General features: G+C 63.5%; 21 protein-coding genes. 12 read left to right on the forward strand and 9 right to left on the reverse strand.

Going from position 1 to position 23,704, the window contains the following annotated elements; translation table 11 throughout:
- The first annotated feature begins 132 nt into the window (after nt 1-132).
- The 9 genes from gcl to APH27_RS22050 all read left to right on the forward strand — a co-directional run bounded on the left by gcl (nt 133) and on the right by APH27_RS22050 (nt 12,008).
- On the forward strand, nt 133-1,908 hold the full coding sequence (gene gcl / locus APH27_RS22010; protein WP_060485907.1) for a glyoxylate carboligase: 1,776 nt from the start codon (nt 133-135) through the stop codon (nt 1,906-1,908).
- A 54-nt stretch (nt 1,909-1,962) separates the two neighbouring features.
- A complete protein-coding gene (gene hyi / locus APH27_RS22015; RefSeq protein ID WP_003259508.1) occupies nt 1,963-2,745 on the forward strand; it encodes a hydroxypyruvate isomerase in 783 nt (260 codons plus the stop codon).
- 178 nt (nt 2,746-2,923) lie between these two features.
- Entirely contained in the window at nt 2,924-3,817 is an 894-nt protein-coding gene (locus APH27_RS22020) for a 2-hydroxy-3-oxopropionate reductase (protein WP_008091658.1), read from the forward strand.
- Between the two features lie 209 nt (nt 3,818-4,026).
- Complete coding sequence (locus APH27_RS22025; protein WP_027921238.1) at nt 4,027-5,301, forward strand: glycerate kinase; 1,275 nt, start codon at nt 4,027-4,029, stop codon at nt 5,299-5,301.
- Nucleotides 5,298-6,713: a pyruvate kinase gene (gene pyk / locus APH27_RS22030; protein ID WP_027921237.1), complete on the forward strand. Its 1,416-nt coding sequence runs from the start codon at nt 5,298-5,300 to the stop codon at nt 6,711-6,713. The genes APH27_RS22025 and pyk overlap by 4 nt, the downstream gene beginning before the upstream one ends.
- 187 nt (nt 6,714-6,900) lie before the next feature.
- Nucleotides 6,901-7,773 carry an urea transporter gene (locus tag APH27_RS22035; protein ID WP_027921236.1) on the forward strand — a complete coding sequence of 291 codons (873 nt, stop codon included), beginning with the start codon at nt 6,901-6,903 and terminating at the stop codon, nt 7,771-7,773.
- 45 nt (nt 7,774-7,818) lie between these two features.
- Nucleotides 7,819-8,640 carry an ion transporter gene (locus APH27_RS22040; RefSeq protein ID WP_027921235.1) on the forward strand — a complete coding sequence of 274 codons (822 nt, stop codon included), beginning with the start codon at nt 7,819-7,821 and terminating at the stop codon, nt 8,638-8,640.
- A 156-nt stretch (nt 8,641-8,796) separates the two neighbouring features.
- Nucleotides 8,797-9,795: a sulfate ABC transporter substrate-binding protein gene (locus APH27_RS22045; RefSeq protein WP_060485908.1), complete on the forward strand. Its 999-nt coding sequence runs from the start codon at nt 8,797-8,799 to the stop codon at nt 9,793-9,795.
- 188 nt (nt 9,796-9,983) lie between these two features.
- Complete coding sequence (locus tag APH27_RS22050; RefSeq protein WP_060485909.1) at nt 9,984-12,008, forward strand: mechanosensitive ion channel family protein; 2,025 nt, start codon at nt 9,984-9,986, stop codon at nt 12,006-12,008.
- Nucleotides 12,009-12,128: 120 nt separating this feature from the next.
- Here APH27_RS22050 and APH27_RS22055 read toward each other — a convergent pair whose 3' ends face one another.
- Together APH27_RS22055 and APH27_RS22060 are read right to left on the reverse strand one after the other, a co-directional pair.
- On the reverse strand, nt 12,129-13,055 hold the full coding sequence (locus tag APH27_RS22055; RefSeq protein WP_060485910.1) for a class I SAM-dependent methyltransferase: 927 nt from the start codon (nt 13,053-13,055) through the stop codon (nt 12,129-12,131).
- 33 nt (nt 13,056-13,088) lie between these two features.
- Nucleotides 13,089-13,985: a DMT family transporter gene (locus APH27_RS22060; protein ID WP_027921231.1), complete on the reverse strand. Its 897-nt coding sequence runs from the start codon at nt 13,983-13,985 to the stop codon at nt 13,089-13,091.
- Between the two features lie 133 nt (nt 13,986-14,118).
- Between APH27_RS22060 and APH27_RS22065 the strand changes: the two genes are divergently transcribed.
- The 3 genes from APH27_RS22065 to APH27_RS22080 all read left to right on the forward strand — a co-directional run bounded on the left by APH27_RS22065 (nt 14,119) and on the right by APH27_RS22080 (nt 17,337).
- Nucleotides 14,119-14,556 carry an Lrp/AsnC family transcriptional regulator gene (locus APH27_RS22065; RefSeq protein WP_027921230.1) on the forward strand — a complete coding sequence of 146 codons (438 nt, stop codon included), beginning with the start codon at nt 14,119-14,121 and terminating at the stop codon, nt 14,554-14,556.
- A gap of 503 nt (nt 14,557-15,059) precedes the next feature.
- Complete coding sequence (locus APH27_RS22075) at nt 15,060-16,592, forward strand: NCS1 family nucleobase:cation symporter-1 (protein ID WP_060485912.1); 1,533 nt, start codon at nt 15,060-15,062, stop codon at nt 16,590-16,592.
- 16 nt (nt 16,593-16,608) lie between these two features.
- Entirely contained in the window at nt 16,609-17,337 is a 729-nt protein-coding gene (locus tag APH27_RS22080) for an aspartate/glutamate racemase family protein (protein ID WP_060485913.1), read from the forward strand.
- Nucleotides 17,338-17,469: 132 nt separating this feature from the next.
- Here APH27_RS22080 and APH27_RS22085 read toward each other — a convergent pair whose 3' ends face one another.
- The 7 genes from APH27_RS22085 to APH27_RS22115 all read right to left on the reverse strand — a co-directional run bounded on the left by APH27_RS22085 (nt 17,470) and on the right by APH27_RS22115 (nt 23,533).
- Entirely contained in the window at nt 17,470-18,663 is a 1,194-nt protein-coding gene (locus APH27_RS22085) for a D-amino acid dehydrogenase (protein ID WP_060485914.1), read from the reverse strand.
- A 45-nt stretch (nt 18,664-18,708) separates the two neighbouring features.
- Complete coding sequence (locus APH27_RS22090; RefSeq protein ID WP_060485915.1) at nt 18,709-19,371, reverse strand: hypothetical protein; 663 nt, start codon at nt 19,369-19,371, stop codon at nt 18,709-18,711.
- A 489-nt stretch (nt 19,372-19,860) separates the two neighbouring features.
- Nucleotides 19,861-20,199, reverse strand: a complete 339-nt coding sequence (locus APH27_RS22095) for an FKBP-type peptidyl-prolyl cis-trans isomerase (RefSeq protein WP_027921224.1) — start codon at nt 20,197-20,199, stop codon at nt 19,861-19,863.
- Nucleotides 20,200-20,238: 39 nt separating this feature from the next.
- The gene (locus APH27_RS22100) at nt 20,239-21,180 is read right to left on the reverse strand and encodes a DMT family transporter (RefSeq protein ID WP_060485916.1); all 942 of its coding nucleotides are present in this window, start codon (nt 21,178-21,180) and stop codon (nt 20,239-20,241) included.
- Between the two features lie 97 nt (nt 21,181-21,277).
- Nucleotides 21,278-21,685, reverse strand: coding sequence for a GFA family protein (locus APH27_RS22105; protein ID WP_027921222.1), 408 nt, complete (start codon nt 21,683-21,685; stop codon nt 21,278-21,280).
- Nucleotides 21,686-21,762: 77 nt separating this feature from the next.
- Nucleotides 21,763-22,551 (reverse strand): PhzF family phenazine biosynthesis protein, encoded by a 789-nt coding sequence (locus tag APH27_RS22110; protein ID WP_060485917.1) that lies wholly within the window; start codon nt 22,549-22,551, stop codon nt 21,763-21,765.
- Between the two features lie 43 nt (nt 22,552-22,594).
- On the reverse strand, nt 22,595-23,533 hold the full coding sequence (locus APH27_RS22115; protein ID WP_060485918.1) for an NAD(P)-dependent oxidoreductase: 939 nt from the start codon (nt 23,531-23,533) through the stop codon (nt 22,595-22,597).
- Between the last annotated feature and the right edge of the window lie 171 nt (nt 23,534-23,704).

Here is a 23,704-nt window from a genome sequence, read left to right on the forward strand (position 1 = left end):
CGCTGTTTTCACGGGCGCTCGAACGAAAGCGACGCAAGCCGACGAAAACCCGTTGACCTGAGCGGCCAGCCATGAATACACTTTGGCACAAAGCAAGTTGTATACAATTACAAAATCGATGAGGCACAAACCATGAGCAAAATGAGAGCAATCGATGCAGCCGTTCTGGTCATGCGCCGTGAAGGTGTAGATACCGCGTTCGGCATCCCGGGGGCTGCCATCAACCCGTTGTACTCGGCCCTGAAAAAAGTCGGTGGCATCGATCACGTCCTCGCTCGTCACGTCGAAGGCGCCTCGCACATGGCCGAGGGCTACACCCGTGCCAACCCAGGCAACATCGGCGTGTGCATCGGCACCTCCGGCCCAGCCGGCACCGACATGGTCACCGGCCTGTACAGCGCCTCGGCCGACTCCATCCCGATCCTCTGCATCACCGGCCAGGCGCCGCGTGCTCGCCTGCACAAGGAAGACTTCCAGGCTGTCGACATCACCAGCATCGTCAAGCCGGTGACCAAGTGGGCGACCACCGTTCTGGAGCCAGGCCAGGTGCCGTACGCCTTCCAGAAAGCCTTCTATGAAATGCGCACCGGCCGCCCAGGCCCTGTGTTGATCGACCTGCCGTTCGACGTGCAGATGGCCGAAATCGAATTCGACATCGATGCCTACGAGCCGCTGCCGGTCAACAAGCCGTCCGCTACCCGCGTACAGGCTGAAAAAGCCTTGGCCCTGCTCAATGACGCCGAGCGCCCACTGCTGGTAGCCGGTGGCGGCATCATCAACGCCGACGCCAGCGACAAGCTGGTCGAGTTCGCCGAGCTGACTGGCGTGCCGGTAATCCCGACCCTGATGGGCTGGGGCACCATCCCTGACGACCACGAACTGATGGTCGGCATGGTCGGCCTGCAGACCTCGCACCGCTACGGCAACGCCACCCTGCTCAAATCCGACCTGGTGTTCGGTATCGGTAACCGCTGGGCCAACCGCCACACCGGTTCCGTCGACGTTTACACCGAAGGCCGCAAATTCGTGCACGTGGACATCGAACCGACCCAGATCGGCCGCGTGTTCACCCCGGACCTGGGTATCGTGTCCGACGCTGGCAAGGCACTGGACGTGTTCCTCGAAGTGGCCCGCGAGTGGAAAGCCGCAGGCAAGCTGAAGTGCCGCAAGGCCTGGCTGCAAGACTGCCAGGAGCGCAAGGCCACCCTGCAGCGCAAGACCCACTTCGACAACGTGCCGGTCAAGCCGCAGCGCGTATACGAAGAGATGAACCAGGTATTCGGCAAGGACACCACCTACGTCAGCACCATCGGCCTGTCGCAGATCGCTGGCGCGCAGTTCCTGCACGTGTACAAGCCACGCCACTGGATCAACTGCGGCCAGGCCGGCCCGCTGGGCTGGACCATCCCTGCCGCCCTCGGCGTGGTCAAGGCCGACCCGAAACGCAAGGTCGTTGCGCTGTCCGGTGACTACGACTTCCAGTTCATGATCGAAGAGCTGGCTGTCGGCGCGCAGTTCAACCTGCCGTACGTCCACGTGCTGGTGAACAACGCCTACCTGGGTCTGATCCGTCAGGCACAGCGTGGCTTCGACATGGATTACTGTGTACAACTGGCGTTCGAGAACATCAACTCGACCGACGCCGCCACCTACGGTGTCGACCACGTCGCCGTGGTCGAAGGCCTGGGCTGCAAGGCCATCCGTGTGTTCGAGCCGGCAGAAATCGCCCCTGCCCTGCTCAAGGCGCAGAAGATGGCCGAAGAGTTCCGCGTGCCGGTCGTGGTCGAAGTGATCCTCGAGCGTGTGACCAACATTTCCATGGGCACCGAGATCAACGCGGTCAACGAGTTCGAAGACCTGGCTCTGGTCGGCAACGACGCGCCAACCGCCATCTCGCTGCTGGACTGATCGCCTGACGCCCCCAGGCATGCCCTGGGGGCCTTCATCGCAAGGAGACAACTCATGCCTCGCTTCGCTGCCAACCTGTCCATGCTGTTCACCGAACAGGACTTCCTGGCCCGCTTCAAGGCTGCCGCCGACGCTGGTTTCAGCGGCGTCGAATACCTCTTCCCGTACGACTTCAGCGCTGCCGAAATCAAGCAGCAGCTGGACGCCAACGGCCTGACCCAGGTGCTGTTCAACCTGCCGGCGGGCGACTGGGCAAAAGGTGAGCGTGGCATCACCTGCCACCCTGACCGCGTCGAGGAATTCCGCGCTGGTGTCGACAAGGCCATCGAATACGCCAAGGTGCTGGGCAACACCCAGGTCAACGCCCTGGCCGGCATTCGCCCACAAGGCCCGGACTGCGCCACCGTGCGCAAGACCTTCGTCGAAAACCTGCGCTACGCCGCTGACAAGCTCAAGGCCGCCGGGATCCGCCTGGTCATGGAAATGATCAACACCCGCGACATCCCGGGCTTCTACCTGAACACCACAAAGCAGGCCCTGGAAATCCAGGCCGAAGTCGGCAGCGACAACCTGTTCCTGCAGTACGACATCTACCACATGCAGATCATGGAAGGTGACCTGGCGCGCACCATGGAAGCCAACCTGAAACTGATCAACCACATTCAGTTGGCCGACAACCCAGGCCGCAACGAACCAGGCACCGGCGAGATCAACTACCGCTTCCTGTTCGAGCACCTGGACCGCATCGGCTACCAAGGCTGGGTGGGCGCGGAGTACAAGCCGCTGACCACCACCGAAGCAGGCCTGGGCTGGCTGAAAACCCATAACGCGATCTGAAGGCCTAGCATCAGCCTCTGTGAAACACCCGACACTGTGGGAGCGGGTTCACCCGCGAACACCGGCGAAGCCGGTGCCATCCACCGCAGTGTCTGCTTCGCGGGTGAACCCGCTCCCACAAGGGGCCTGCAGCGCTTGCTCAATCGAGATTCAACAAATACAAAAGAGGTAATTTCTCATGGCTAAAATCGGATTCCTCGGCACCGGCATCATGGGCAAGCCCATGGCTCAGAACCTGCAGAAAGCAGGTCACAGCATCTTCGTTTCCACCCACCACGACGCCGCCCCGGCTGACCTGATCGCCGCTGGCGCGGTGGCCCTGGCCAACCCGAAAGAAGTGGCCCAGGAAGCCGAGTTCATCATCGTCATGGTCCCGGACACCCCGCAGGTCGAAAGTGTCCTGTTCGGTGAGAACGGCGTGGCTGAAGGTGTCGGCCCGAACAAGGTGGTGATCGACATGAGCTCGATCTCCCCTACCGCCACCAAGGCCTTCGCCGAGAAGATCAAGGCCACTGGCGCTGCCTACCTGGACGCCCCGGTGTCCGGTGGTGAAGTCGGTGCCAAGGCCGCGACCCTGAGCATCATGGTCGGTGGCTGCCCGAAAGCCTTCGAGCGCACCCTGCCGCTGTTCGAAGCCATGGGCAAGAACATCACCCGCGTCGGTGGTAACGGCGATGGCCAGACCGCCAAGGTGGCCAACCAGATCATCGTTGCCCTGAACATCCAGGCCGTTGCCGAAGCCCTGCTGTTCGCCGCCAAGAACGGCGCCGACCCGGCCAAGGTACGCGAAGCCCTGATGGGTGGCTTCGCTTCGTCGAAGATCCTCGAAGTGCACGCCGAGCGCATGATCAAAGGCACCTTCGACCCAGGTTTCCGCATCAACCTGCACCAGAAGGACCTCAACCTGGCCCTGCAAGGCGCCAAGGAACTGGGCATCAACCTGCCCAACACCTCCAACGCCCAGCAAGTGTTCAACACCTGCCAGGCCCTGGGCGGCGGCAACTGGGACCACTCGGCGCTGATCAAAGGCCTGGAGCACATGGCCAACTTCTCGATCCGCGACGACAAGTAAGACTGTACCGGCCCTTCGCGGATAAATCCGCGCCTGCACGTTACCCCTTGTAGGAGCGGATTCATCCGCGATGAAGCCGACACCGCTGAACCTGCGACCACAGGTTCAGCGGGTGACACCGAGCAACACCCGCCCCTGGTTCGGCCTGCACGGAGGCAGTTCCAGGGGCGTTTTTGATTCTGCAGAACAACAATAAATGGGAGCCTGCCATGTCGGTCGATCCGCAAAAAATTCTCCGCGACCTGTTCGACACAGCCATCGCCGCCGCCCACCCAAGCCAAGTCCTCGAACCCTACCTGCCCGCCGACCGTAGCGGCCGGGTCATCGTCATCGGCGCAGGCAAAGCCGCAGCCGCCATGGCCGAAGTGGTCGAGAAGAGCTGGCAGGGCGAAGTTTCCGGGCTGGTTGTCACTCGCTACGGCCATGGCGCCAACTGCCAGAAGATCGAGGTGGTCGAAGCCGCTCACCCGGTCCCCGACGCCGCCGGCCTGGCCGTGGCCAAGCGCGTGCTGGAACGGGTCAGCAACCTCAACGAAGAAGACCGCGTCATCTTCCTGCTTTCCGGCGGTGGTTCTGCCCTGCTGGCGTTGCCAGCCGAAGGCCTGACCCTGGCCGACAAGCAACAGATCAACAAGGCGCTGCTCAAGTCCGGCGCCACCATCGGCGAGATGAACTGCGTGCGCAAGCACCTCTCGGCGATCAAGGGCGGCCGCCTGGCCAAGGCCTGCTGGCCGGCCACCGTCTACACCTATGCGATTTCCGATGTACCTGGCGACCTGGCCACGGTCATCGCCTCCGGCCCGACCGTGGCCGACCCGAGCACCTCGGCCGATGCCCTGGCGATCCTCAAGCGTTACAACATCGAAGCGCCCAAAGCCGTCATCGACTGGCTCAACAACCCCGCCTCGGAAACCGTCAAGGCCGATGACCCGGCGCTGGCCCGCAGCCACTTCCAGCTGATCGCCAAGCCCCAGCAGTCGCTCGAAGCCGCCGCGGTCAAAGCCCGCCAGGCCGGTTTCAGCCCCCTGATCCTGGGTGACCTTGAAGGTGAATCGCGCGAAGTGGCCAAGGTGCACGCCGGCATCACCCGCCAGATCGTCCAGCACGGCCAGCCACTGAAGGCGCCCTGCGTGATCCTCTCCGGCGGCGAAACCACCGTGACCGTGCGCGGCAATGGCCGTGGCGGGCGCAACGCCGAATTCCTGCTCAGCCTCACCGAAAGCCTCAAGGGCCTGCCGGGCGTGTATGCCCTGGCTGGCGACACCGACGGCATCGACGGCTCGGAAGAAAACGCCGGCGCATTCATGACCCCAAGCAGCTACGCCCGCGCCGAGGCCTTGGGCCTGTCGGCCAGTGACGAGCTGGACAACAACAACGGCTACGGCTACTTTGCCGCGCTCGATGCGCTGATCGTCACCGAGCCGACCCGCACCAACGTCAACGACTTCCGCGCCATCCTGATCCTCGAGACTGCCCAATCATGACGCCTGATAAAAAAGTAAAGATCCTCGCCACCCTCGGCCCTGCGATCAAAGGCATCGACGACATCCGCCAGCTGGTCGAAGCAGGGGTGAACATCTTCCGCCTCAACTTCAGCCACGGCGAGCACGCCGACCACGCCCTGCGCTATCAGTGGATCCGCGACGTCGAGCAGCAGCTGAATTACCCGCTGGGCATCCTCATGGACCTGCAAGGGCCTAAGCTACGCGTCGGCCGCTTCGCTGATGGCAAGGTCCAGCTGCAACGCGGCCAGGCCCTGCGCCTGGACCTGGACAAGGCTCCAGGCGACAGCCGCCGGGTCAACCTGCCGCATCCGGAAATCATCGCTGCGCTGGAGCCAGGCATGGACCTGCTGCTCGACGACGGCAAGCTGCGCCTGCGGGTGACCGCCAAGCACAGTGACGCCATCGATACCGAAGTGCTGAACGGTGGCGAGCTCTCCGACCGCAAGGGCGTCAACGTGCCGCAAGCGGTGCTGGACCTCTCCCCGCTCACCGAAAAGGACCGCCGCGACCTGGCATTCGGCCTGGAACTGGGTGTGGACTGGGTGGCCCTGTCGTTCGTGCAACGCCCTGAAGACATCGTCGAGGCGCGCCAGCTGATCGGCGACCGCGCCTACCTGATGGCCAAGATCGAAAAGCCTTCGGCGGTCGAACAGCTGCAAGCCATCGCGGAACTTGCGGATGCGATCATGGTGGCCCGTGGCGACCTGGGCGTGGAAGTACCAGCCGAAAGCGTGCCGCAGATCCAGAAGCGCATCATCGGCACCTGCCGCCAGCTGGGCAAACCGGTGGTGGTGGCCACGCAGATGCTCGAATCGATGCGTTTCTCGCCAGCGCCGACCCGTGCCGAAGTCACCGACGTGGCCAACGCCGTGGCCGAAGGCGCCGATGCGGTGATGCTGTCGGCGGAAACCGCCTCGGGTGACTACCCGCTGGAAGCTGTGCAGATGATGAGCAAGATCATCCGCCAGGTGGAAAACGGCCCGGACTACCAGGCCCAGCTCGACGTCGGCCGGCCGAAGGCCGAGGCGACCGTGTCGGACGCCATCAGCTGCGCAATCCGCCGCATCAGCGGCATCCTGCCGGTGGCGGTGCTGGTCAACTACAGCGAGTCGGGCGCCTCGACCTTGCGTGCCGCCCGCGAGCGGCCACGGGCGCCGATCCTCAACCTGACGCCTAACCTGGCCACCGCTCGACGCCTGAGCGTGGCTTGGGGTGTGCACTCGGTGGTAAACGACCGCCTGCGCCAGGTCGACGAGGTGGTTTCCACCGCGCTGGAGATTGCCCAGGCACAAGGCATGGCCAGCCGTGGCGACACGCTGCTGATCACCGCGGGTGTGCCTTTCGGCAAGCCGGGCTCGACAAATACCTTGCGCATCGAGACCTTGGTCTAAGGATCTCCCCCTCTCCTGTGGGAGCGGGCTTGCCCGCGAATGCGTCAGCTCAGGCAACGCCGTTGCACCTGCTGACCTCTTCGCAGGCAAGCCCGCTCCCACAGGGGGGGTGCCGCGCCCTGTAACGGCGGAAAACCGAGGCCCAAAGAGGCCCACCGCTCCCCCATCAACCTTGTCGACTGCCCCGATGTACACCAAAAATTTCGTCAACCCGTGCCCCGACTGGGCCACGGCGCTGCTCAACGGCTTCAGCCAGGTGCTGCTGCTGCGCAACCCCCTGTGCGGCCTGTGCTGCCTGCTGGCCATCCTGCTGACCGCGCCCGACCTGGTCGGCGGCGCCCTGCTCGGCGCCCTTTCTGGCCTGCTGACTGCCCAGCGCCGCGGCTACGACCGTGCCGACCGCCAGGCCGGGCTGTATTGCTACAACGGCGTGCTGATCGGCATCCTGATCAGCGCCTTGCTGCCCTGGTCGGTCATTCTGCCGCCGCTGATCATCGCTGCGGGTGGCCTCTCGAGCATCATCACCCACCAGTGGCGCAAGCGCGGCGGCAAGCTGCTGGTCGCCTATACCGCACCGTTCGTGCTGCTCGGCTGGGTTGCACTGCTATTTGCCAGCCCTGCACCCAGTGGCTTCGTCGAGGCTGAACCTGCGTATGCCCTGGCGCGCGGTGTGGGGCAGATCTTTTTGCTCGACCAGCCGCTGGCCGGGTTGCTGATCATTGTGGGGATGTTCATTGCCAACCCCTATGGGGCGATGTGGGCCGTGCTCGGCTCAGCCATTGGCGGCGGCGTGGCGTTGCTCGCCGACCAGGCGCAAGCCGCATGGCTGGGATTGTGCGGTTTCAATGCTGCGCTGGCGGCGCTGGCATTCAGCCGCCAAGGTGAAAAGCCTTGGGTGACTATGCTGGCAATTGCGCTGGCCCTGATGCTGCAACCTCTGTTCAAGATGTTGCCGGTATCTGGACTGACTGCGCCCTTCGTCGCCGCTTGCTGGCTGATGCATCTGGGTAGCCACCTGGCCCAGCCTCGGCAGCGAAACGCCAGCCGCTTGCACAGCTGAAGGGCAGCCCCTAGGCTCAGCCCATCGCAACCGTGGAACGAGCCCATGAACAACCCTGCGAGCCTGCGCGAGCAGCTCTACGTCATCGTCTTCCAGACCGACACCGTGGCTGGAAGACGCTTTGACAAGATCCTCCTGCTGATCATCCTGGCCAGCCTGGTCACCGTAATCCTCGACAGCATCGACGAAGTCCACCAGGGCTACGCTGGCCTGCTGGCCGCCATCGAATGGGGCTTCACCGCAATTTTCCTGGCCGAATACCTCACCCGCCTGTATTGCTCGCCCAAGCCCTTGCGCTATGCCTTCAGTTTCTATGGCCTGGTCGACCTGCTGGCGATCGTGCCGGGGGTCATCGCGTTGTACTACAGCGACGCCCAGTACCTGCTGATCATCCGGGTAATCCGGATGCTGCGGATCTTCCGCGTGCTCAAGCTCAGCCCTTACCTCAAGCAGGCGCACTACCTGATGGAGGCACTGCGCGGCAGCAAGCAGAAGATCATCGTGTTCCTCGTCACAGTTTCAACTCTGGTAACCGTGTTCGGCACCCTGATGTACGTAATCGAAGGGCCGGAGCATGGGTTTACCAGCATCCCCAAGGGCATCTACTGGGCCATCGTCACCCTCACCACCGTGGGCTTTGGCGACATCGTGCCGAAGACACCGCTGGGGCAGGTGCTGTCGTCGCTGGTGATGATCACGGGTTATTCGATCATTGCCGTGCCGACGGGCATCTTTACTGCCGAACTGGCCAACGCCATGCGCGGGGAGCAGTTGCAGCATGACTGCCCGACTTGCCACAAGAAGACCCATGAACATGGGGCGGCGTTTTGCTCCCGGTGTGGGAATGGGCTGTTTCCCAAGCAATGATGCTGCCTGTGCCTGCCCTTTCGCGGGCGTGCCCGCGAAAGGGCAGGCACAGGCAGCGGCATAACCAAAGTGTTTTTTGTTCTTTAACCCGCCTCAAGCCACCCGCTATAGTCGCTGGCAATCTGCCCCAATACCCCTCAAGAACAAGGAAGCATCGTGAAAAAACTCTTCAGCGCCTCGCTGCTCGCCGCGGGCCTTGCGCTCGGCAACCTCGCCCAGGCTGCCCCGACCCTGCTTAACGTTTCCTACGACGTGATGCGTGACTTCTACAAGGACTACAACCCGGCCTTCCAGAAGCACTGGGAAGCCGAGCACAACGAAAAGGTCAACGTGCAGATGTCCTTCGGTGGTTCGAGCAAGCAGGCGCGTGCAGTGATCGATGGCTTGCCAGCCGATGTCATCACCATGAACATGGCCACCGACATCAATGCCCTGGCCGACAACGGCAAGCTGGTGCCGGACAATTGGGTGAGCCGCCTGCCGAACAACAGCGCGCCGTTCACCTCGGCCACCGTGTTCATCGTACGCAAGGGCAACCCCAAGGCGCTCAAAGACTGGCCTGACTTGCTGAAGGAAGGCGTGCAGGTGATCGTGCCCAACCCGAAAACCTCGGGTAACGGCCGCTACACCTACCTCTCGGCATGGGGCTACGTGCTCAAGCAAGGCGGCGACGAAACCAAGGCCCGTGATTTCGTCGGCAAGCTGTTCAAGCAGGCTCCGGTGCTCGATACCGGTGGCCGTGCCGCCACCACTACCTTCATGACCAACCAGATCGGCGACGTGCTGGTGACCTTCGAGAACGAGGCCGAGATGATCGCCCGCGAGTTCGGCCGCGACCAGTTCGAAGTGGTCTACCCGAGCGTATCGGCCGAGGCCGAGCCACCGGTGAGCGTGGTCGACAAGGTGGTGGCCAAGAAAGGCACCCAGGCCGTGGCCGAGGAGTACCTGAAGTACCTGTGGTCGCCAGCAGCCCAGGAAATCGCCGCGCAGAACTACCTGCGCCCGCGTGATGCGAGCGTGCTGGCCAAGTACACCGACCGCTTCCCGAAAGTCGACTTCCTGTCGGTGGAGAAGACCTTTGGTGACTGGCGTACCGTACAGAAGACCCACTTCAACGACGGTGGCGTGTTCGACCAGATCTACACCCAACAGTAATTGATGTGGCCAGCACCGGCCCTTCGCGGCTAAAGCCGCTCCTACAGGGACTCGCGCTCTACTGTAGGAGCGGCTTCAGCCGCGAAGGGCCGGCACTGAAAACACACGGCTTCGAACTTTCCCACCCCGATCACAATCAGTTCCTTGAGTAACCCTGCCCCGCTCACCCCGGCCCAAGGAGTACTCCAGTGCTGCGCTTTCTCTCCCCCCTACTGCTTGGCTGCCTGCTGAGCACCCCTCTGCTCGCCGCAGACCCCGCCCCCGCCGACGAACAACCCGCCGAACCGGAACCGGTACTGCAAGGCGGTCTGCTGGGTGCCCTGGCCGATGGCCTGGACAGCGCCGCACAGGAGCTCGACCTCGATGCCCACCTGGTCGACGCCTGGCGCCTGCGCACCGACCGTGCCGCCCAAGAGGTGGAACGCCTGGTCGACCGCCATTCGGCCAGCGATTCGCTGCAGCTGGCCGGCAACTTCATCCTGCTGACACTGGCCTGGGCCGCCAGCTTCGCCCTGCTCACCAGCCTCGGGCGCTGGCTGGTCAAACGCCTGGCCGGTACCCCATGGCTGAGCGCACGCCAACGCGCCAGCAGCCTGCTTGGCTACCTGCTGCCCTACACACTACCGGCGCTCGCCAGCCTGCCGCTGACCCTGTATGTCAGCCGCTTCCTCGACCCGTCGATCGCCCGCGCCCTGGGCCTTAGCCTGGCCTACGCGACCAGCAGTGGCTTGTTCTCGACCTCGATCATCCTCTGCCTGATCACCCTGTTCGATGCTGGCCACAAGCGCGCGGCGGTAGCGGCGATCAAGCGCCTGGCGCCGCGCCCGTTGTTTCTGATCGGTTTCCTCGCTGCCTGGAGCGATGCCCTGACCAGCCCGCAGATCGCCCGCCAGCTGGGCGGCAACATCACCGCCAGTATTGCCGTGATCACCGGCCTGACCGCCACCATCGTCTTCGCCAGCCTGGTCATCCGCCTGCGCCGCCCGGTCGCCCACCTGATCCGCAATCGCAACTACAAGGACCGCGTACAGCACCGTGCCGTGCAGGAGACCCTGCGCATCTTCTCGGCAGTGTGGTACCTGCCGATTCTGCTGATGATTCTGGTCTCGGCGATCCACCTGCTCGGCGCTGGCGCAGAAAGCCAGAAGGCACTGCAGAACGCCCTGCTGACCACGGTACTGCTGGTTTCCACCGTATTCCTCAGTACCCTGCTGCAACACCTGCTGGCCCCACACGAAGCGGACCCGGCGCAACGCGTGCGGCCCTACAAGGAGCGGCTGCGCAGCCTCGCTCACGCCCTGCTGCGCATCGTCATGGCGGTCACCTTCATCGAACTGCTGGGGCGCATCTGGGGCTTCTCGGTGATCGATTTCGCCCTGAGCAACAGCCTCGGCCAGGTGATCAGCAATTCACTGTCGAGCATCGGCCTGATCCTGATGGTCACCTGGCTGCTCTGGGTGGTGCTCGATACCGCCATCCAGGAGGCACTCAAGCCCGCGGTCGGGCGCCGCGCCTCCCGCCAGCCAAGTACTCGGGTACGGACCATCCTGCCGATGCTGCGCAATGCGGTGAAAGTCATCCTGATCGTCATCTGCACCATCACCACCATGGCCAACCTGGGCATCAATGTTGCGCCGCTGCTGGCCGGTGCCGGGGTGATCGGCCTGGCCATCGGCTTTGGCTCGCAGCAACTGGTACAGGATGTGATCACCGGGCTGTTCATCCTGATCGAGGACACCATCTCGATCGGCGACTGGGTGGTGCTCGACTCCGGCCATGCCGGCACCGTCGAAAGCCTGACCATCCGTACCCTGCGCCTGCGTGACGGCAAAGGCTTCGTGCACTCGGTGCCGTTCGGCCAGATCAAGGCAGTCACCAACCAGTCACGGCAGTTCGCCTATGCGTTCTTCTCGGTGCAGTTCACCTACGACAGCGACGTCGACGAGTCGCTGGGGCTGATCCATGAAGTGGGGCATTCGATCAGCGAAGACCCGCTGCTGCGCATCAACCTGCAGGGGCCGCTGCAGGTGTTCGGGGTGGATCGCATGGACTTGAACGGTTTTGTGCTGACGGCGCAGTTCCGCACGATCTCCGGCGGGCAGTATGCGGTGAGCCGGGCGTTCAACGAGCGGCTGAAGAAGCGCGTGGACCAGACCGAGAATGTGAGCTTTGCCCAGGTTTATCCCATGCCGCTGCGCGGGATTTCAGCCTGATGTCGCCTGTGCCGGCCTCTTCGCGGCTAAAGCCGCTCCCACAGGTACGGCGCAAGGTTTCAGAACTGCGCGGTCCCTGTGGGAGCGGCTTTAGCCGCGAAAGGGGCGGTACAGGCAGCATCACAGCTGGCGGAACACCAGGGCTTTAAGCCCACCCGCCGGGTCGACATCGGGAAACTCCGGCGGATTCTCCAGGCGCTCGACAAAGGCCAGCGACGGCGCCTGCTCGGCCATGCCCTCGATCAGAAACTCCGGCCCGATCCCCGGGTCGTTGACGCAGGCCAGCACCGTCCCGCCCTCATTCAGCAGCTCCGGCAAACGACGCAGGATCTTGGCGTAATCCTGAGTCAGCACGAAGCTGCCGCGCTGGAAAGTCGGCGGGTCGATGATGATCAGGTCGTAAGGCCCGTACTTGCGCACCTTGCCCCATGACTTGAACAGCTCATGCCCCAGGTAGGCGACCCGCGACGGATCGTGCCCGTTCAGACGATGATTATCGCGGCCCCTGGACAGCGCCGACTTGGCCATGTCCAGGTTGACCACCTGCTCGGCACCGCCAGCAAGCGCCGCCACCGAGAAGCCGCAGGTATAGGCGAACAGGTTGAGCACGCGCTTGCCCGCTGCCTGCTCCCGCACCCAGCGCCGGCCGTAACGCATGTCGAGGAACAGGCCATTGTTCTGCCGCACGCCCAGGTCGAGCAGATAGGCCAGGCCATCCTCGACCACCTCGCGCTGCTGGCAGGGCTCGCCCCACAGCCACTGGCCCGGGCTGTCGGGCAGGTAACGGTGCTGGATGAGGATCGCCTGGCCGGCCCATTGCGGGCGTTCGGCCAGGTTGCGCAGCATGGCCTCCAGTTCGGCCAGCTGGCCCTGGGGCGGTTCGCGGAACAGGGCTACCGACAGCACACCTTGCAGCCAGTCCACCGTGACCTGCTCCAAGCCCTCCCAGCAACGGCCGCGGCCGTGGAACAGGCGACGGGTTTCGGCGGGGACAGGGTCAAGGGCAGCGAGCAGGTGCTGTTCGAGGGTGTGGATCGGCGAAGTCATGGCGGGTCGCAAGCAAGTGAAAAGGCCGCCATTCTACCCCTTGGCCGGCACTTGTGCAGAACGGAACCACCAGCCCTGCTGCATGCCCGCTGCCGCCAGCAGAATCAACGCCACCCCCAACCACTGCAACGGCGCCAGACGGTGCCCGAAGGCCAGCCAGTCGACCAGGATGGCAGCAATCGGGTAGATGAACGACAGCGCACCGGTCAATGCCGTGGGCAGGCGCTGGATGGCGCTGTACAGCAGCACATACATCAACCCGGTGTGGACCACGCCCAAGGTCACCAGGCTGGCCAGAGCCGACGGCTCACCAGGCAAGCCACCAAGGTTCACCCACGGCGCCAGCAGCAGCACCCCGGTAGCGACCTGGATCAGTGCGATCAGGTGGGGCGGCGTGCCTTTCAGGCGCTTGATGATCAAGGCGGCAATCGCATAGAGAAACGCCGCGCCCAATGCCAGGGCAATGCCCTGCAAGTAGTCATCACCACTGGCCTGCCCAGCGCCATGGGCACTGACGATCGCCAGCATGCCGAGGAACGCCACGCTCAGCCAGGTGACCTTGGCTGCGGTAATTTTCTCGCCGAGGAACAAGGCTGCCAGCCCCACCAGCATGAACGGCTGGACGTTGTACACCGCCGTGCCGATAGCGATCGACGCCCTTGAATAGGAAGCGAACAGCAGCAGCCAGTTGCCAACGATGGCCACCCCGCTGGCGATGGCCAGCAAGAACGCCGTCCGGGTTATCACACCCGGCTTGAGAAAGCCGAACGCCGCGCAGATCACCAGCAAGGTGCCGGTACCGAACACGCAGCGCCAGAACACCACCTCCAGCACCGGCTGCCCCGACACCAGCACGAACCAGCCGATGGTCCCGGAAATCAGCATGGCGGCGACCATTTCCAGCGAGCCACGGCGCAACGAACTGTCCATCTCACACCTCCCTTGGATGATGGCCATAGTATGCGGAGGGTCACCGTGCGCCTTCCAGCGGATATCCAAGGCATATCGGCCGTTTCACCTTTACTATCAAGGCATGTTCCCTGAATTGCCTGATGAGGTGCGTATGACCGATACCATCGACCAACTGCTGATCAACGCCTTGATGGAGGACTCGCGCCGTTCGCTCAAGGCGCTGGCGCAGATCAGCGGCCTCTCTGCCCCCAGCGTCAGCGAGCGCCTGCGCCGCCTGGAAGAACGCGGCGTGCTGCGCGGCTACACCGTGGATATCGACCCGCGCAGCTTCGGCTACCAGTTGCAGGCCATCGTACGCATTCGCCCGTTGCCGGGGCAGTTGCAGGAAGTGGAGCGGCAGATCATCGCCATCCCCGAGTTCACCGAGTGCGACAAGGTGACCGGCGAGGACTGCTTCATTGCGCGCCTGCACGTGCGCTCGATGGAGCAGCTCGACACCCTGCTCGACCGGATCAATGTGCTGGCTGAGACCAATACCGCGATCATCAAGAAGAGCCCGGTGAAGCGGCGGTTGCCGCCTATGGATTGAGTTTTGCCTGTACCGGCCTGTTCGCGGGCGCCCCGACTTACCCGCGAAGAGGTCATGCCTGAAAAAACTGACTATTTTTTGTACACAAAAATGTCACCATAAGTGCCATTTTTGTGTGCACTTTCCCAGGTGACGCCCCAATACGTTACACATCCAGTTCAACTAATTCTGACCAATCGATCAACTAAACAGCCAACTAAAAAATTAAACCTGTTCATTTGGTCAACTTATATTCTGTTCATTTCATAAACTTAATTATCAACTGCGTTAAATTCAAAATAATGGCCACCTGAAACTCGTTTTTCTCTGGCATGGAACTCGCTTTTGTGTGTTCGTGTTTTGTATACAAATTCAACAAAACATAAATACACAAGAACTCGCGACGCCGGCCCAACACCGGCCGCCGCGCCCCGAACCCAGTGATGCCAAGCTGCACCGACGAGATGGCGAGCCCGTGCGCATGCCCGCTCATCGCAGTCCACGTGCATCAGGAGCCTGCCGGAATGAGTACCAGCCTCGACCTTGCCCCTGAACTATCCATCGCCAGCACCAATCCCTCTTCCACCCTCACAGGCGAAATGCCGCCTCTCGCACTGAGCCCACGCCTGCACAACCGGGACCTCGCGCCCACCCGTATCGAAGGCCGCCGCTGGGGCCGCTACAGCATCTTTGCGCTGTGGACCAACGATGTGCACAACATTGCCAACTACTCCTTCGCCATGGGCTTGTTCGCCCTTGGCCTGGGTGGCTGGCAGATCCTGCTGTCGCTGGCGATCGGCGCAGCACTGGTGTACTTCTTCATGAACCTGTCCGGCTACATGGGGCAGAAGACCGGCGTGCCATTCCCGGTGATCAGCCGCATCGCCTTCGGCATCCACGGGGCGCAGGTCCCGGCGCTGATCCGCGCGGTCATCGCCATCGCCTGGTTCGGGATCCAGACCTACCTGGCCTCGGTGGTACTGCGCGTGCTGCTCACCGCCGTATGGCCGCAAGTCGCCGCCCACGACCACGACAGCCTCCTCGGCCTGTCGAGCCTGGGCTGGGTATGCTTCGTGGCGATCTGGCTGGTGCAGCTGGTGATCCTCGCCTATGGCATGGAGATGGTGCGCCGCTACGAGGCCTTTGCCGGCCCGGTGATCCTGCTGACCGTGGCCAGCCTGGCGGTGTTCATGTACTTCAAGGCCGATGCGCGTATCGCCTGGTCGGTCGCCGAGCCCCTGACCGGCTATGAGATGTGGCGCAACATCTTCGCCGGCGGCGCCCTGTGGCTGGCGATCTACGGCACCCTGGTGCTCAACTTCTGCGACTTTGCCCGTTCCTCGCCGTGCCGCAAGACCATTCGCGTCGGCAACTTCTGGGGCCTGCCGGTGAACATCCTGGTATTCGCCATGATCACCGTGGTGCTGTGCGGGGCGCAGTTCCAGATCAACGGCCAGATCATCGACAGCCCGACCCAGATCGTCGCCAGCATTCCCAGCACGGCGTACCTGGTGCTGGGCTGCCTGGCCTTCCTGATCGTCACCGTGGCGGTGAACATCATGGCCAACTTCGTTGCCCCGGCGTTCGTGCTGAGCAACCTGGCGCCACGCCACCTCAACTTCCGCCGCGCCGGGCTGATCAGCGCGACCCTGGCGGTGCTGATCCTGCCCTGGAACCTCTACAACAGCCCGCTGGTGATCGTGTACTTCCTGTCCGGCCTGGGCGCCCTGCTCGGCCCGCTGTACGGGGTGATCATGGCCGACTACTGGTTGCTGCGCAAAGGCCGCATCAACGTGCCGGAGCTGTACACCGAGCACCCGACTGGCGCCTACCACTACTGCAAGGGCATCAACCTGCGCGCCGTGGCCGCCTTCGTGCCCGCGGCACTGCTGGCCATCATCCTGGCGCTGGTGCCGAACTTCCACGGTATCGCACCGTTTTCCTGGCTGATCGGCGCCGGCATCGCTGCCGCGGTGTACCTGCTGATCGCCCCGCGCAACCGCCAATACCACGATGTCAGCGGCGAGTGCATCGCCGTCGACCACAGCAGCCATTGATCAAGGAAGACTGCCCATGCGTATTTTGATTGCCAACGTCAACACCACCGCAGCCATCACCGAAGCCATCGCCGAACAGGCGCGCAGCGTCGCGGCACCCGGCACTGAAATCATCGGCCTGACCCCCTGGTTCGGCGCCGAATCGGTAGAGGGCAACTTCGAGAGCTACCTGGCCGCCATCGCCGTGATGGACCGGGTGCTGGCCTACGACGGCCCTTATGATGCGGTGATTCAGGCGGGCTACGGCGAACATGGCCGCGAAGGCCTGCAGGAATTGCTCGACGTACCGGTGGTGGACATCACCGACGCCGCCGCCAGCACCGCCATGTACCTGGGCCACGCCTATTCGGTGGTGACCACCCTGGACCGCACGGTACCGTTGATCGAAGATCGCCTGAAGCTGTCCGGGTTGTACGACCGTTGCGCCTCGGTGCGTGCCAGTGGCCTGGCCGTGCTCGAACTGGAGCAAGACCCGCTACGGGCCGTCGAGGCCATCGTCGAGCAGGCCGAGCGGGCCGTGCGTGACGACAAGGCCGAAGTGATCTGCCTGGGCTGTGGCGGCATGGCCGGGCTGGATGAGCAGATCCGCCAGCGTACCGGGGTGCCGGTGGTCGATGGTGTGAGCGCGGCGGTAACCCTTGCCGAGTCGCTGGTGCGGATGGGGCTCAGCACTTCCAAGGTGCGCACCTATGCCACACCGCGGGTGAAGACGGTAGTGGGCTGGCCGATGAAGTTCGGGCGCTAGTACTGCATCAACCGTACCGGCCTCTTCGCGGCGGTTCGACGCCTCGATAAACCCGCCCCCACAAATACTCACCGTGCTTGAAGGCGATGCACACCTGTGGGAGCGGGTTTACCCGCGAAAGGGCCGGCACAATCAACACAACATCCGCGCCAGCCGCTCGCCGCTGGCACAGGCCAAGGTAAACCCTAGGGCCCCATGCCCAAGGTTAAGCCACAGGTTGCGGTAAGCTGAGGCCCCCACAATCGGCACCCCGGTCGGCGTCGCAGGCCGCATTCCTGCCCACTCAACCGCCCCTGCGTAATCCGCAGCCTGCGGCAAGGTCTCCAGTGCCTGGCGACGCAGGCTGTCGAGCCTGCGCGCATCCACCGCTTCGTCGTAGCCAACGATATCCACCATCGCCGCTATTCGCAGCTGCTGATCAAGCCGCGCGTAGACGATCTTGCGCTCGTAGTCGGTAATGCTGACCTCCGGCGCCCGATGTTCCGCCGCGATCGCTGCTGTCAGGCTGTAACCCTTGAGCGGGTAGACCGGCAGCCGCAGCCCTGGCAGCGCCAGCCCGGCACTTCGATGGCCGGTGCACAGCACCAGGCGCTCGACCTCCCTTTGCTCAAGCCCCAGTTGCAATGCCACGACCCGATCCTCACGGGCGATCAGGCGCGTAACCGGGCGGCCCAGCAGGAATCGGCATTGCCCAGATGCCCGCAAGCGCTCTGCCAGGCGCTCGCAGAAACGATGGCAATCGGCGACTTCCTCTTCCGGGGTCAGCACTGCGCCGATAAAGGGCACATCCGCCAATGCCGGTTCCAGCGCCCTGACTTCGCTGGCACCGAGCACCTGCTGATTGTTTGGATCGAGCAAATGTTCGCGGCCATGGGCGAACGCCCGATCACTGCGAAATGCCACCAGCTTGCCGTTCTGACGCCAGGCAAAATCGCTCAGGCCGTCGTCTTCACGCCAGCGTTTCAGGGTGGCCTGGCTGTGCAAGGCCAACTCCAGCAGCTGTGCGGCGTTACGGTGATTGACACTACGGCGGCAAGCCATCACAAATGCCAGCAACCAGCGCCATTGGGCCGGGTCCAGGCGCAAGCGCAGGCGCAGCGGCGAGTCACCTCGCAATAGCCAGCCAAGCGCCTGCCATGGCACACCGGCATCGGCCAACGGCGCTACATAGCGATAAGAAAGCTGCCCACCGTTAGCGAAACTGGTCGCCGAGGCCAGCTGGTCTCGCGCCTCGACCAGCACCACCGACAGGCCTTCGCGCACCAGCGCATAGGCCGTCGCCAGGCCGATCACACCACCACCGATTACCGTTACCCGTTGCGTCATTGTTCTTCCCTGCCCTGACTTCCCTGCCAAGACAGTATCAGCGGATCAGGTCGGGCAGCTATGGGCACCGCCATTCAGACCCTGGCGGACGTTCCGGCTGAGCAGGCTGGCCTTGCCGTCGTGCCAGGTCAGGGTGAGGACGTAGAGGGTATCGAAATCGTCGCCGTTCCAGTCTTCGGTAATCACCCGCTTGTCGCCCAACGCCTTGCCGGCCACGGCATTGATCAGTTCGGGCAGGTAGCCGTGGCCCCAGGCGGTATAGACCGTGGCATTGCGGTACTTCTCGCTGACCAGTTCATCGGCGAGCTCGTCGGTGTCGTTGGCAGCGAATTCGATGTTGACTGGCAAACCCAGGCGAATGGCGCTGGGCGTGATGGTCATCAGCGGGCGGATGTAGCTGTAACTCTGGTCCTGGCTGCCTTCCTCGACATGCCGCGAGGGATTGGCCGCGAATACATAATCCGCCTTGCCGAAACGCTCCGGCAGCAAGGTAGCCAGGTCCAGCGCGCGGTTGAGCCCCTGGCAGTTCAGTTGCCCCAGGCCTTCACCGGGCTTTTCAGCATGGCGCAGAAACACCAGCGTCTGGGTACCGTCAACCGGTTGAGCGCGGCTTTCGACCACTTCCAGTGCCAGCGGCACAGCCGCGGCGACGAGGGCCAGGCTGAGCATCAGGTGGCGGCGACGTCGGAAGAAAGATGGCAACTTCATGTAGGCAGGCTCTTGTGGCAAAAAGTATCTGGATACCCGCCACATTGCCCCGCGGCCTGTGCCGCAGGGCATCCGTGTTAGTGATTGCCATCCTTGGCAACGAGCAGGACTCAGAGTGCCCTTGGCCCGTTTGGTTCCTCCCTGAGTGTGGATGCCGTTCCCTAGGCAAGGATCAGGTTAGAGCAGGTGTGTTGCAGAGATATTTAAGGCTGTGAGGTGTTCGGCTTGAGTTTTGAGGCGCTCTTGAGATTGAGCGCCGCCCGCGCGGCGCATCGCGGATGAATCCGCTCCTACATCCGTTTCGGGCCAGTTATTCCTGTGAAGTCACCTTCGTCCGCCTTGGCGCAAGGAGGGCAACTCATCTGGCGCAGGATAGACTGGCCCGAAACGGATGTAGGAGCGGATTCATCCGCGATGCGCCGCGCGGGCGGCGCTCGATCTCACAAGCGCTGCAAATCCCAAATCAAGCGCATGCTGGCGCACGCGCAATCAATCATCCCGCGTCAGCACTTCCAGCAGTTCGATCTCGAAGGTGAGGTCCGAGTTCGGCGCAATCGCCCCCACGCTGCGCTCGCCGTACCCCAGGTGCGCTGGCACCTGCAGCTTGCGCTTGCCCCCCACACGCATGCCCATCAACCCCTGGTCCCAGCCTTTGATCACACGGCCAGTGCCGATCACGCACTGGAAGGGTTTGCCGCGCGACCACGACGAATCGAACTCGCTGCCGTCGGCCAGCCAGCCGGTGTACTGGGTGGTGATCAGGGCGCCTTTGACGGCCGCTTTGCCGTCGCCTTCGACGAGGTCGGTGATCTGCAGTTCGCTGCTCATGGGCATGCTCCAACGCTGAAATACAAGGGCGCCCTTTTCTCAGGAATGCACGGGTTTGGCAAGCTCCCGTGGCGTGCCGTGCTGGCGCATCGACCACAGCACCCCGCCGATCACCAGAACGATCGCCGCCGCTTCCAGCAGACTCGGCCCGGCTTGCCGCCAAAGAAAGGCATACAACAGCGCGAACAGGGTCTCGAATACGATCAGTTGCCCGCTCAAGGTCAACGGCAGTCGCTTGGACGCCGCGTTCCACAGCGCCGTGGCCAACCAGGAACCCAGCACCGCACACCCCAGGCAAGCGGCCCAGAACAGCCACCAACGGGCCATCGGCGCCTCGACCTGCAGCTGCTGCGGCTGCCATAGGGCCAGGGCGGCAACCATCACCAGGCTGCTCAGGCCTGTCAGCACGCCGATCAGCACCGACCACTGGTGGCTGTCGAAATGCCCACTCTGCTTGAGGTAACGGCTGTTCTGCACCGCGTACCAGGTCCAACAGGCCAGCGCGGCCAGGGCGTATAACAGCCCCATCAGCTTGTCGCCGATATCACCCGGGGCGAAGGCGAACGTCTCCAGGTTGATGCACAACATTCCGGCAAGGATCAGCGCCAGCGGGCCCACCAGCCGCCGGATCGGCACTGCGCCGCTGTCGTTACGGCCATACAGGGTAATGGTCAGCGGCAGCACCCCGACGATCAGCGAGGCAGGTGCCACGCCCAGGCGCTGGATCGCCGCCACCAGGCAGATGAAGTAAACCAGGTTGCCAACCACTGCCAGGCGCAGCAACATCCAGCCGTCCGCCAGGGTCAACTGGCGCAGCTGCCGGGCCATCGGCGCGGCCAGCAGCAACGAGATCAGGCCGACCATCGCATAGCGTACGCTGCTCAGCAGCATCGGGTTGAACTCCGGCAGCAGCTGCGGAACCATCAGTACCATGCCCCACAATGCACCGGCCCCACCGGCACACATCACACCGCGCTTCACACTGCCCGCTCCTGTTCGTGGATGCGCGCAGGCTACCGCTGTGTGGGGCTGGCGGCAAAGTATCTTTTCGCTTGCGGTCTATCCCGCGGGGTCTAGGTCAGCCGAACTGCTCGAACGCTTGCTCCCCAGTCAGCTCCTTGGTCTGGTTGGCGAAGCAATACCAGGCAGGTTTCTGCTCGACGAAGATCTGCAGGTCGAAATCCCAGGCCTCGTCACCGTCCAGCAGGCCCACAGGAACCGCATAGTGGTCTTTATCCTTGAGCCGGTAATAAAGGTGCGTGCCGCAACGGCTGCAAAAACCACGCTGGGCCCAATCGGACGAGTCGTAGACAGCGGGCGCCCGCCCCTCGAAGACCGGCGCTTTGCTGCAATCCACGACCAGCAGTGGGCCGCCGGTCCATTTGCGGCACATGCTGCAATGGCAGGCGCTGATGTGGGTATTGTCGACGCTGGCGCGCAGGCGGGTCTCACCGCACAGGCAACTGCCGCTTTTTTCCAGGGTCATGGTGGGGCTCCTTGCAGGTTGGGCCAGCAAGTATAGATCGGGCTCCACAGCACAGAGCCCGCCCCCCACCCGTTCGATCAGATGAATACGCTGCCGCGCAGGTACAGCGCCGCACGCCCGCTGATGATCACCCGGCCATTGCCAGAAACGTCACAATGCAACTGCCCTTTGCGCGCCCCGCCCTGTTCGCAGCTGAGCGACGATTTGCCCAACCGCTCGGCCCACAACGGCGCCAGCGAGGTATGCGCAGAGCCGGTGACCGGGTCTTCATTGACGCCGACCCGCGGCCCGAACCAACGGGTGACAAAGTCGAAGCCACGGCCGGCGGCAGTGACCGCGATGCCACGCACGTCGAATGCCGACAAGGCGACGAAGTTGGGTTTGAGCGGGTCGAGCAACGCGGCGTCCTCGACCACCACCACATAGTCGTCGGAGCGGTACACCGCCATGGCTGCGTTCAGGCCCAGCGCCTCCAGCAACCCGGCCGGCGCATCCACTGCTTGCGGTTGCTTGGCCGGGAAGTCCATGGCCAGCAGGCCGTCGGTACCCCGGCTGACCCGCAGTTCGCCACTGCGGGTGTTGAAGCGCAGCACTTCGGCTTGCTCACCGAGTTGTTCGAACAATACGTAGGCCGAAGCCAGGGTGGCGTGGCCGCACAGGTCGACCTCGACGGTCGGGGTGAACCAGCGCAGGTCGAAGCTTGCACCGTTGCGCACGAAGTAGGCCGTTTCGGAGAGGTTGTTCTCTTCGGCGATACGTTGCAGCACATTGTCCGGCAGCCAGCTTTGCAGCGGGATCACCGCCGCCGGGTTGCCACCAAAAGGCTCGTCGGAGAAGGCATCGACCTGGAAGATCTCGAGTTGCATCAAACGCTCCTTGTGCTCCGGGCAAGCCCGGGTTTGGAAAAGGTTACGCGTGGACTGGCGTGAGCACCGGCTCGCCAGCAAAGAAGGCCTGCAGGTTGCGCAGCACGAGGCTCACGGTGTCGCGTGCGGCCTCGGGCGACTGGCCGGCCACGTGGGGGGTGAGGACCGTATTGCCGAGGGCCTTGAGGGCGTCTGGCACTGCGGGCTCATCATCGAACACATCGAGGGCGGCACCCGCGAGCTGGCCATGTTCCAGGGCACTGACCAGCGCCTGGGTGTCGACCACACTGGCCCGGGCGATATTCACCAGGTAACCCTCCGCGCCCAAGGCCTCGAGCACCTGGGCATCGACCAGATGGCGGGTACTGGTACCACCGGGGGTGGCAACAACCAGGATATCGACGGCATCGGCCAGGTGCAGCGGACTTTCGTACCAGGTGTAGGGCACGTCCTGGCGAGGGGTGCGGCTGTGATAGCTGATGTTCATGTCAAAGCCCTGGCTGGCGCGCTTGGCGATGGCCAGGCCAACCGCGCCGAGGCCCAGCAGACCCAGGCGCTTGCCGCTGACCGAAGGGCTGATGACTCGGTTCCACTCGCCACGGCGGGTGCTGGCGTCGGCACGGGGAATGTCGCGCAGCAGCGCCAGCAGCAGGGCCAAAGTGTGGTCGGCAACCGTCGCGGCGTTTGCGCCAGCGCCATTGGTGACAGTGATGCCACGGGCTGCCGCGGCAGCCAGGTCGACCTGCTCGTAGCCGGCACCAATCACACAGATGATCTGCAGCTTGGGCAAGGCGGCGATTTCCGCAGCGGTCAGGCCCAGCGGGCCGCGGGTGAGCACCGCGTCGATCTCACCTGCATGGCGGTGGATGGCGTCGGCACGCAGTTGCGGGGACGGCGCGCGGATCAGCCGGTAACCTGCCTGCTCGAGCAATGGCAGGTAATCGTCGACGGTTTCCACCAATACCAGGACTGTTTTGCTCATGCCACCCCTCCATGAAAATCAGAAGGGATTATGCGGGGTAACTGGCCGATACAGTCAACTCGAAAAACAGCGGGAAGCTGTACTGTATGGGTGAAATGGGCTTTAGGGCGCGTTAGGGCTTACAGGTGTACGCCGGGAAAGTTGCAGTGCCTGGGAGATCGAGCGCCGCCC

Origin of the sequence: Pseudomonas sp. NBRC 111123, assembly GCF_001320205.1 — a bacterium.
Classification (GTDB): Bacteria; Pseudomonadota; Gammaproteobacteria; order Pseudomonadales; family Pseudomonadaceae; genus Aquipseudomonas; species Aquipseudomonas putida_J.

Bases quoted from the DNA above. Each gene is read 5' to 3' on its own strand.
- gcl (WP_060485907.1), top strand. From the start codon at position 133: ATGAGCAAAATGAGAGCAATCGATGCAGCCGTTCTGGTCATGCGCCGT.
- hyi (WP_003259508.1), top strand. From the start codon at position 1,963: ATGCCTCGCTTCGCTGCCAACCTGTCCATGCTGTTCACCGAACAGGAC.
- APH27_RS22020 (WP_008091658.1), top strand. From the start codon at position 2,924: ATGGCTAAAATCGGATTCCTCGGCACCGGCATCATGGGCAAGCCCATG.
- APH27_RS22025 (WP_027921238.1), top strand. From the start codon at position 4,027: ATGTCGGTCGATCCGCAAAAAATTCTCCGCGACCTGTTCGACACAGCC.
- pyk (WP_027921237.1), top strand. From the start codon at position 5,298: ATGACGCCTGATAAAAAAGTAAAGATCCTCGCCACCCTCGGCCCTGCG.
- APH27_RS22035 (WP_027921236.1), top strand. From the start codon at position 6,901: ATGTACACCAAAAATTTCGTCAACCCGTGCCCCGACTGGGCCACGGCG.
- APH27_RS22040 (WP_027921235.1), top strand. From the start codon at position 7,819: ATGAACAACCCTGCGAGCCTGCGCGAGCAGCTCTACGTCATCGTCTTC.
- APH27_RS22055 (WP_060485910.1), bottom strand. From the start codon at position 13,055: ATGACTTCGCCGATCCACACCCTCGAACAGCACCTGCTCGCTGCCCTT.
- APH27_RS22060 (WP_027921231.1), bottom strand. From the start codon at position 13,985: ATGGACAGTTCGTTGCGCCGTGGCTCGCTGGAAATGGTCGCCGCCATG.
- APH27_RS22065 (WP_027921230.1), top strand. From the start codon at position 14,119: ATGACCGATACCATCGACCAACTGCTGATCAACGCCTTGATGGAGGAC.
- APH27_RS22075 (WP_060485912.1), top strand. From the start codon at position 15,060: ATGAGTACCAGCCTCGACCTTGCCCCTGAACTATCCATCGCCAGCACC.
- APH27_RS22080 (WP_060485913.1), top strand. From the start codon at position 16,609: ATGCGTATTTTGATTGCCAACGTCAACACCACCGCAGCCATCACCGAA.
- APH27_RS22085 (WP_060485914.1), bottom strand. From the start codon at position 18,663: ATGACGCAACGGGTAACGGTAATCGGTGGTGGTGTGATCGGCCTGGCG.
- APH27_RS22090 (WP_060485915.1), bottom strand. From the start codon at position 19,371: ATGAAGTTGCCATCTTTCTTCCGACGTCGCCGCCACCTGATGCTCAGC.
- APH27_RS22095 (WP_027921224.1), bottom strand. From the start codon at position 20,199: ATGAGCAGCGAACTGCAGATCACCGACCTCGTCGAAGGCGACGGCAAA.
- APH27_RS22105 (WP_027921222.1), bottom strand. From the start codon at position 21,685: ATGACCCTGGAAAAAAGCGGCAGTTGCCTGTGCGGTGAGACCCGCCTG.
- APH27_RS22110 (WP_060485917.1), bottom strand. From the start codon at position 22,551: ATGCAACTCGAGATCTTCCAGGTCGATGCCTTCTCCGACGAGCCTTTT.
- APH27_RS22115 (WP_060485918.1), bottom strand. From the start codon at position 23,533: ATGAGCAAAACAGTCCTGGTATTGGTGGAAACCGTCGACGATTACCTG.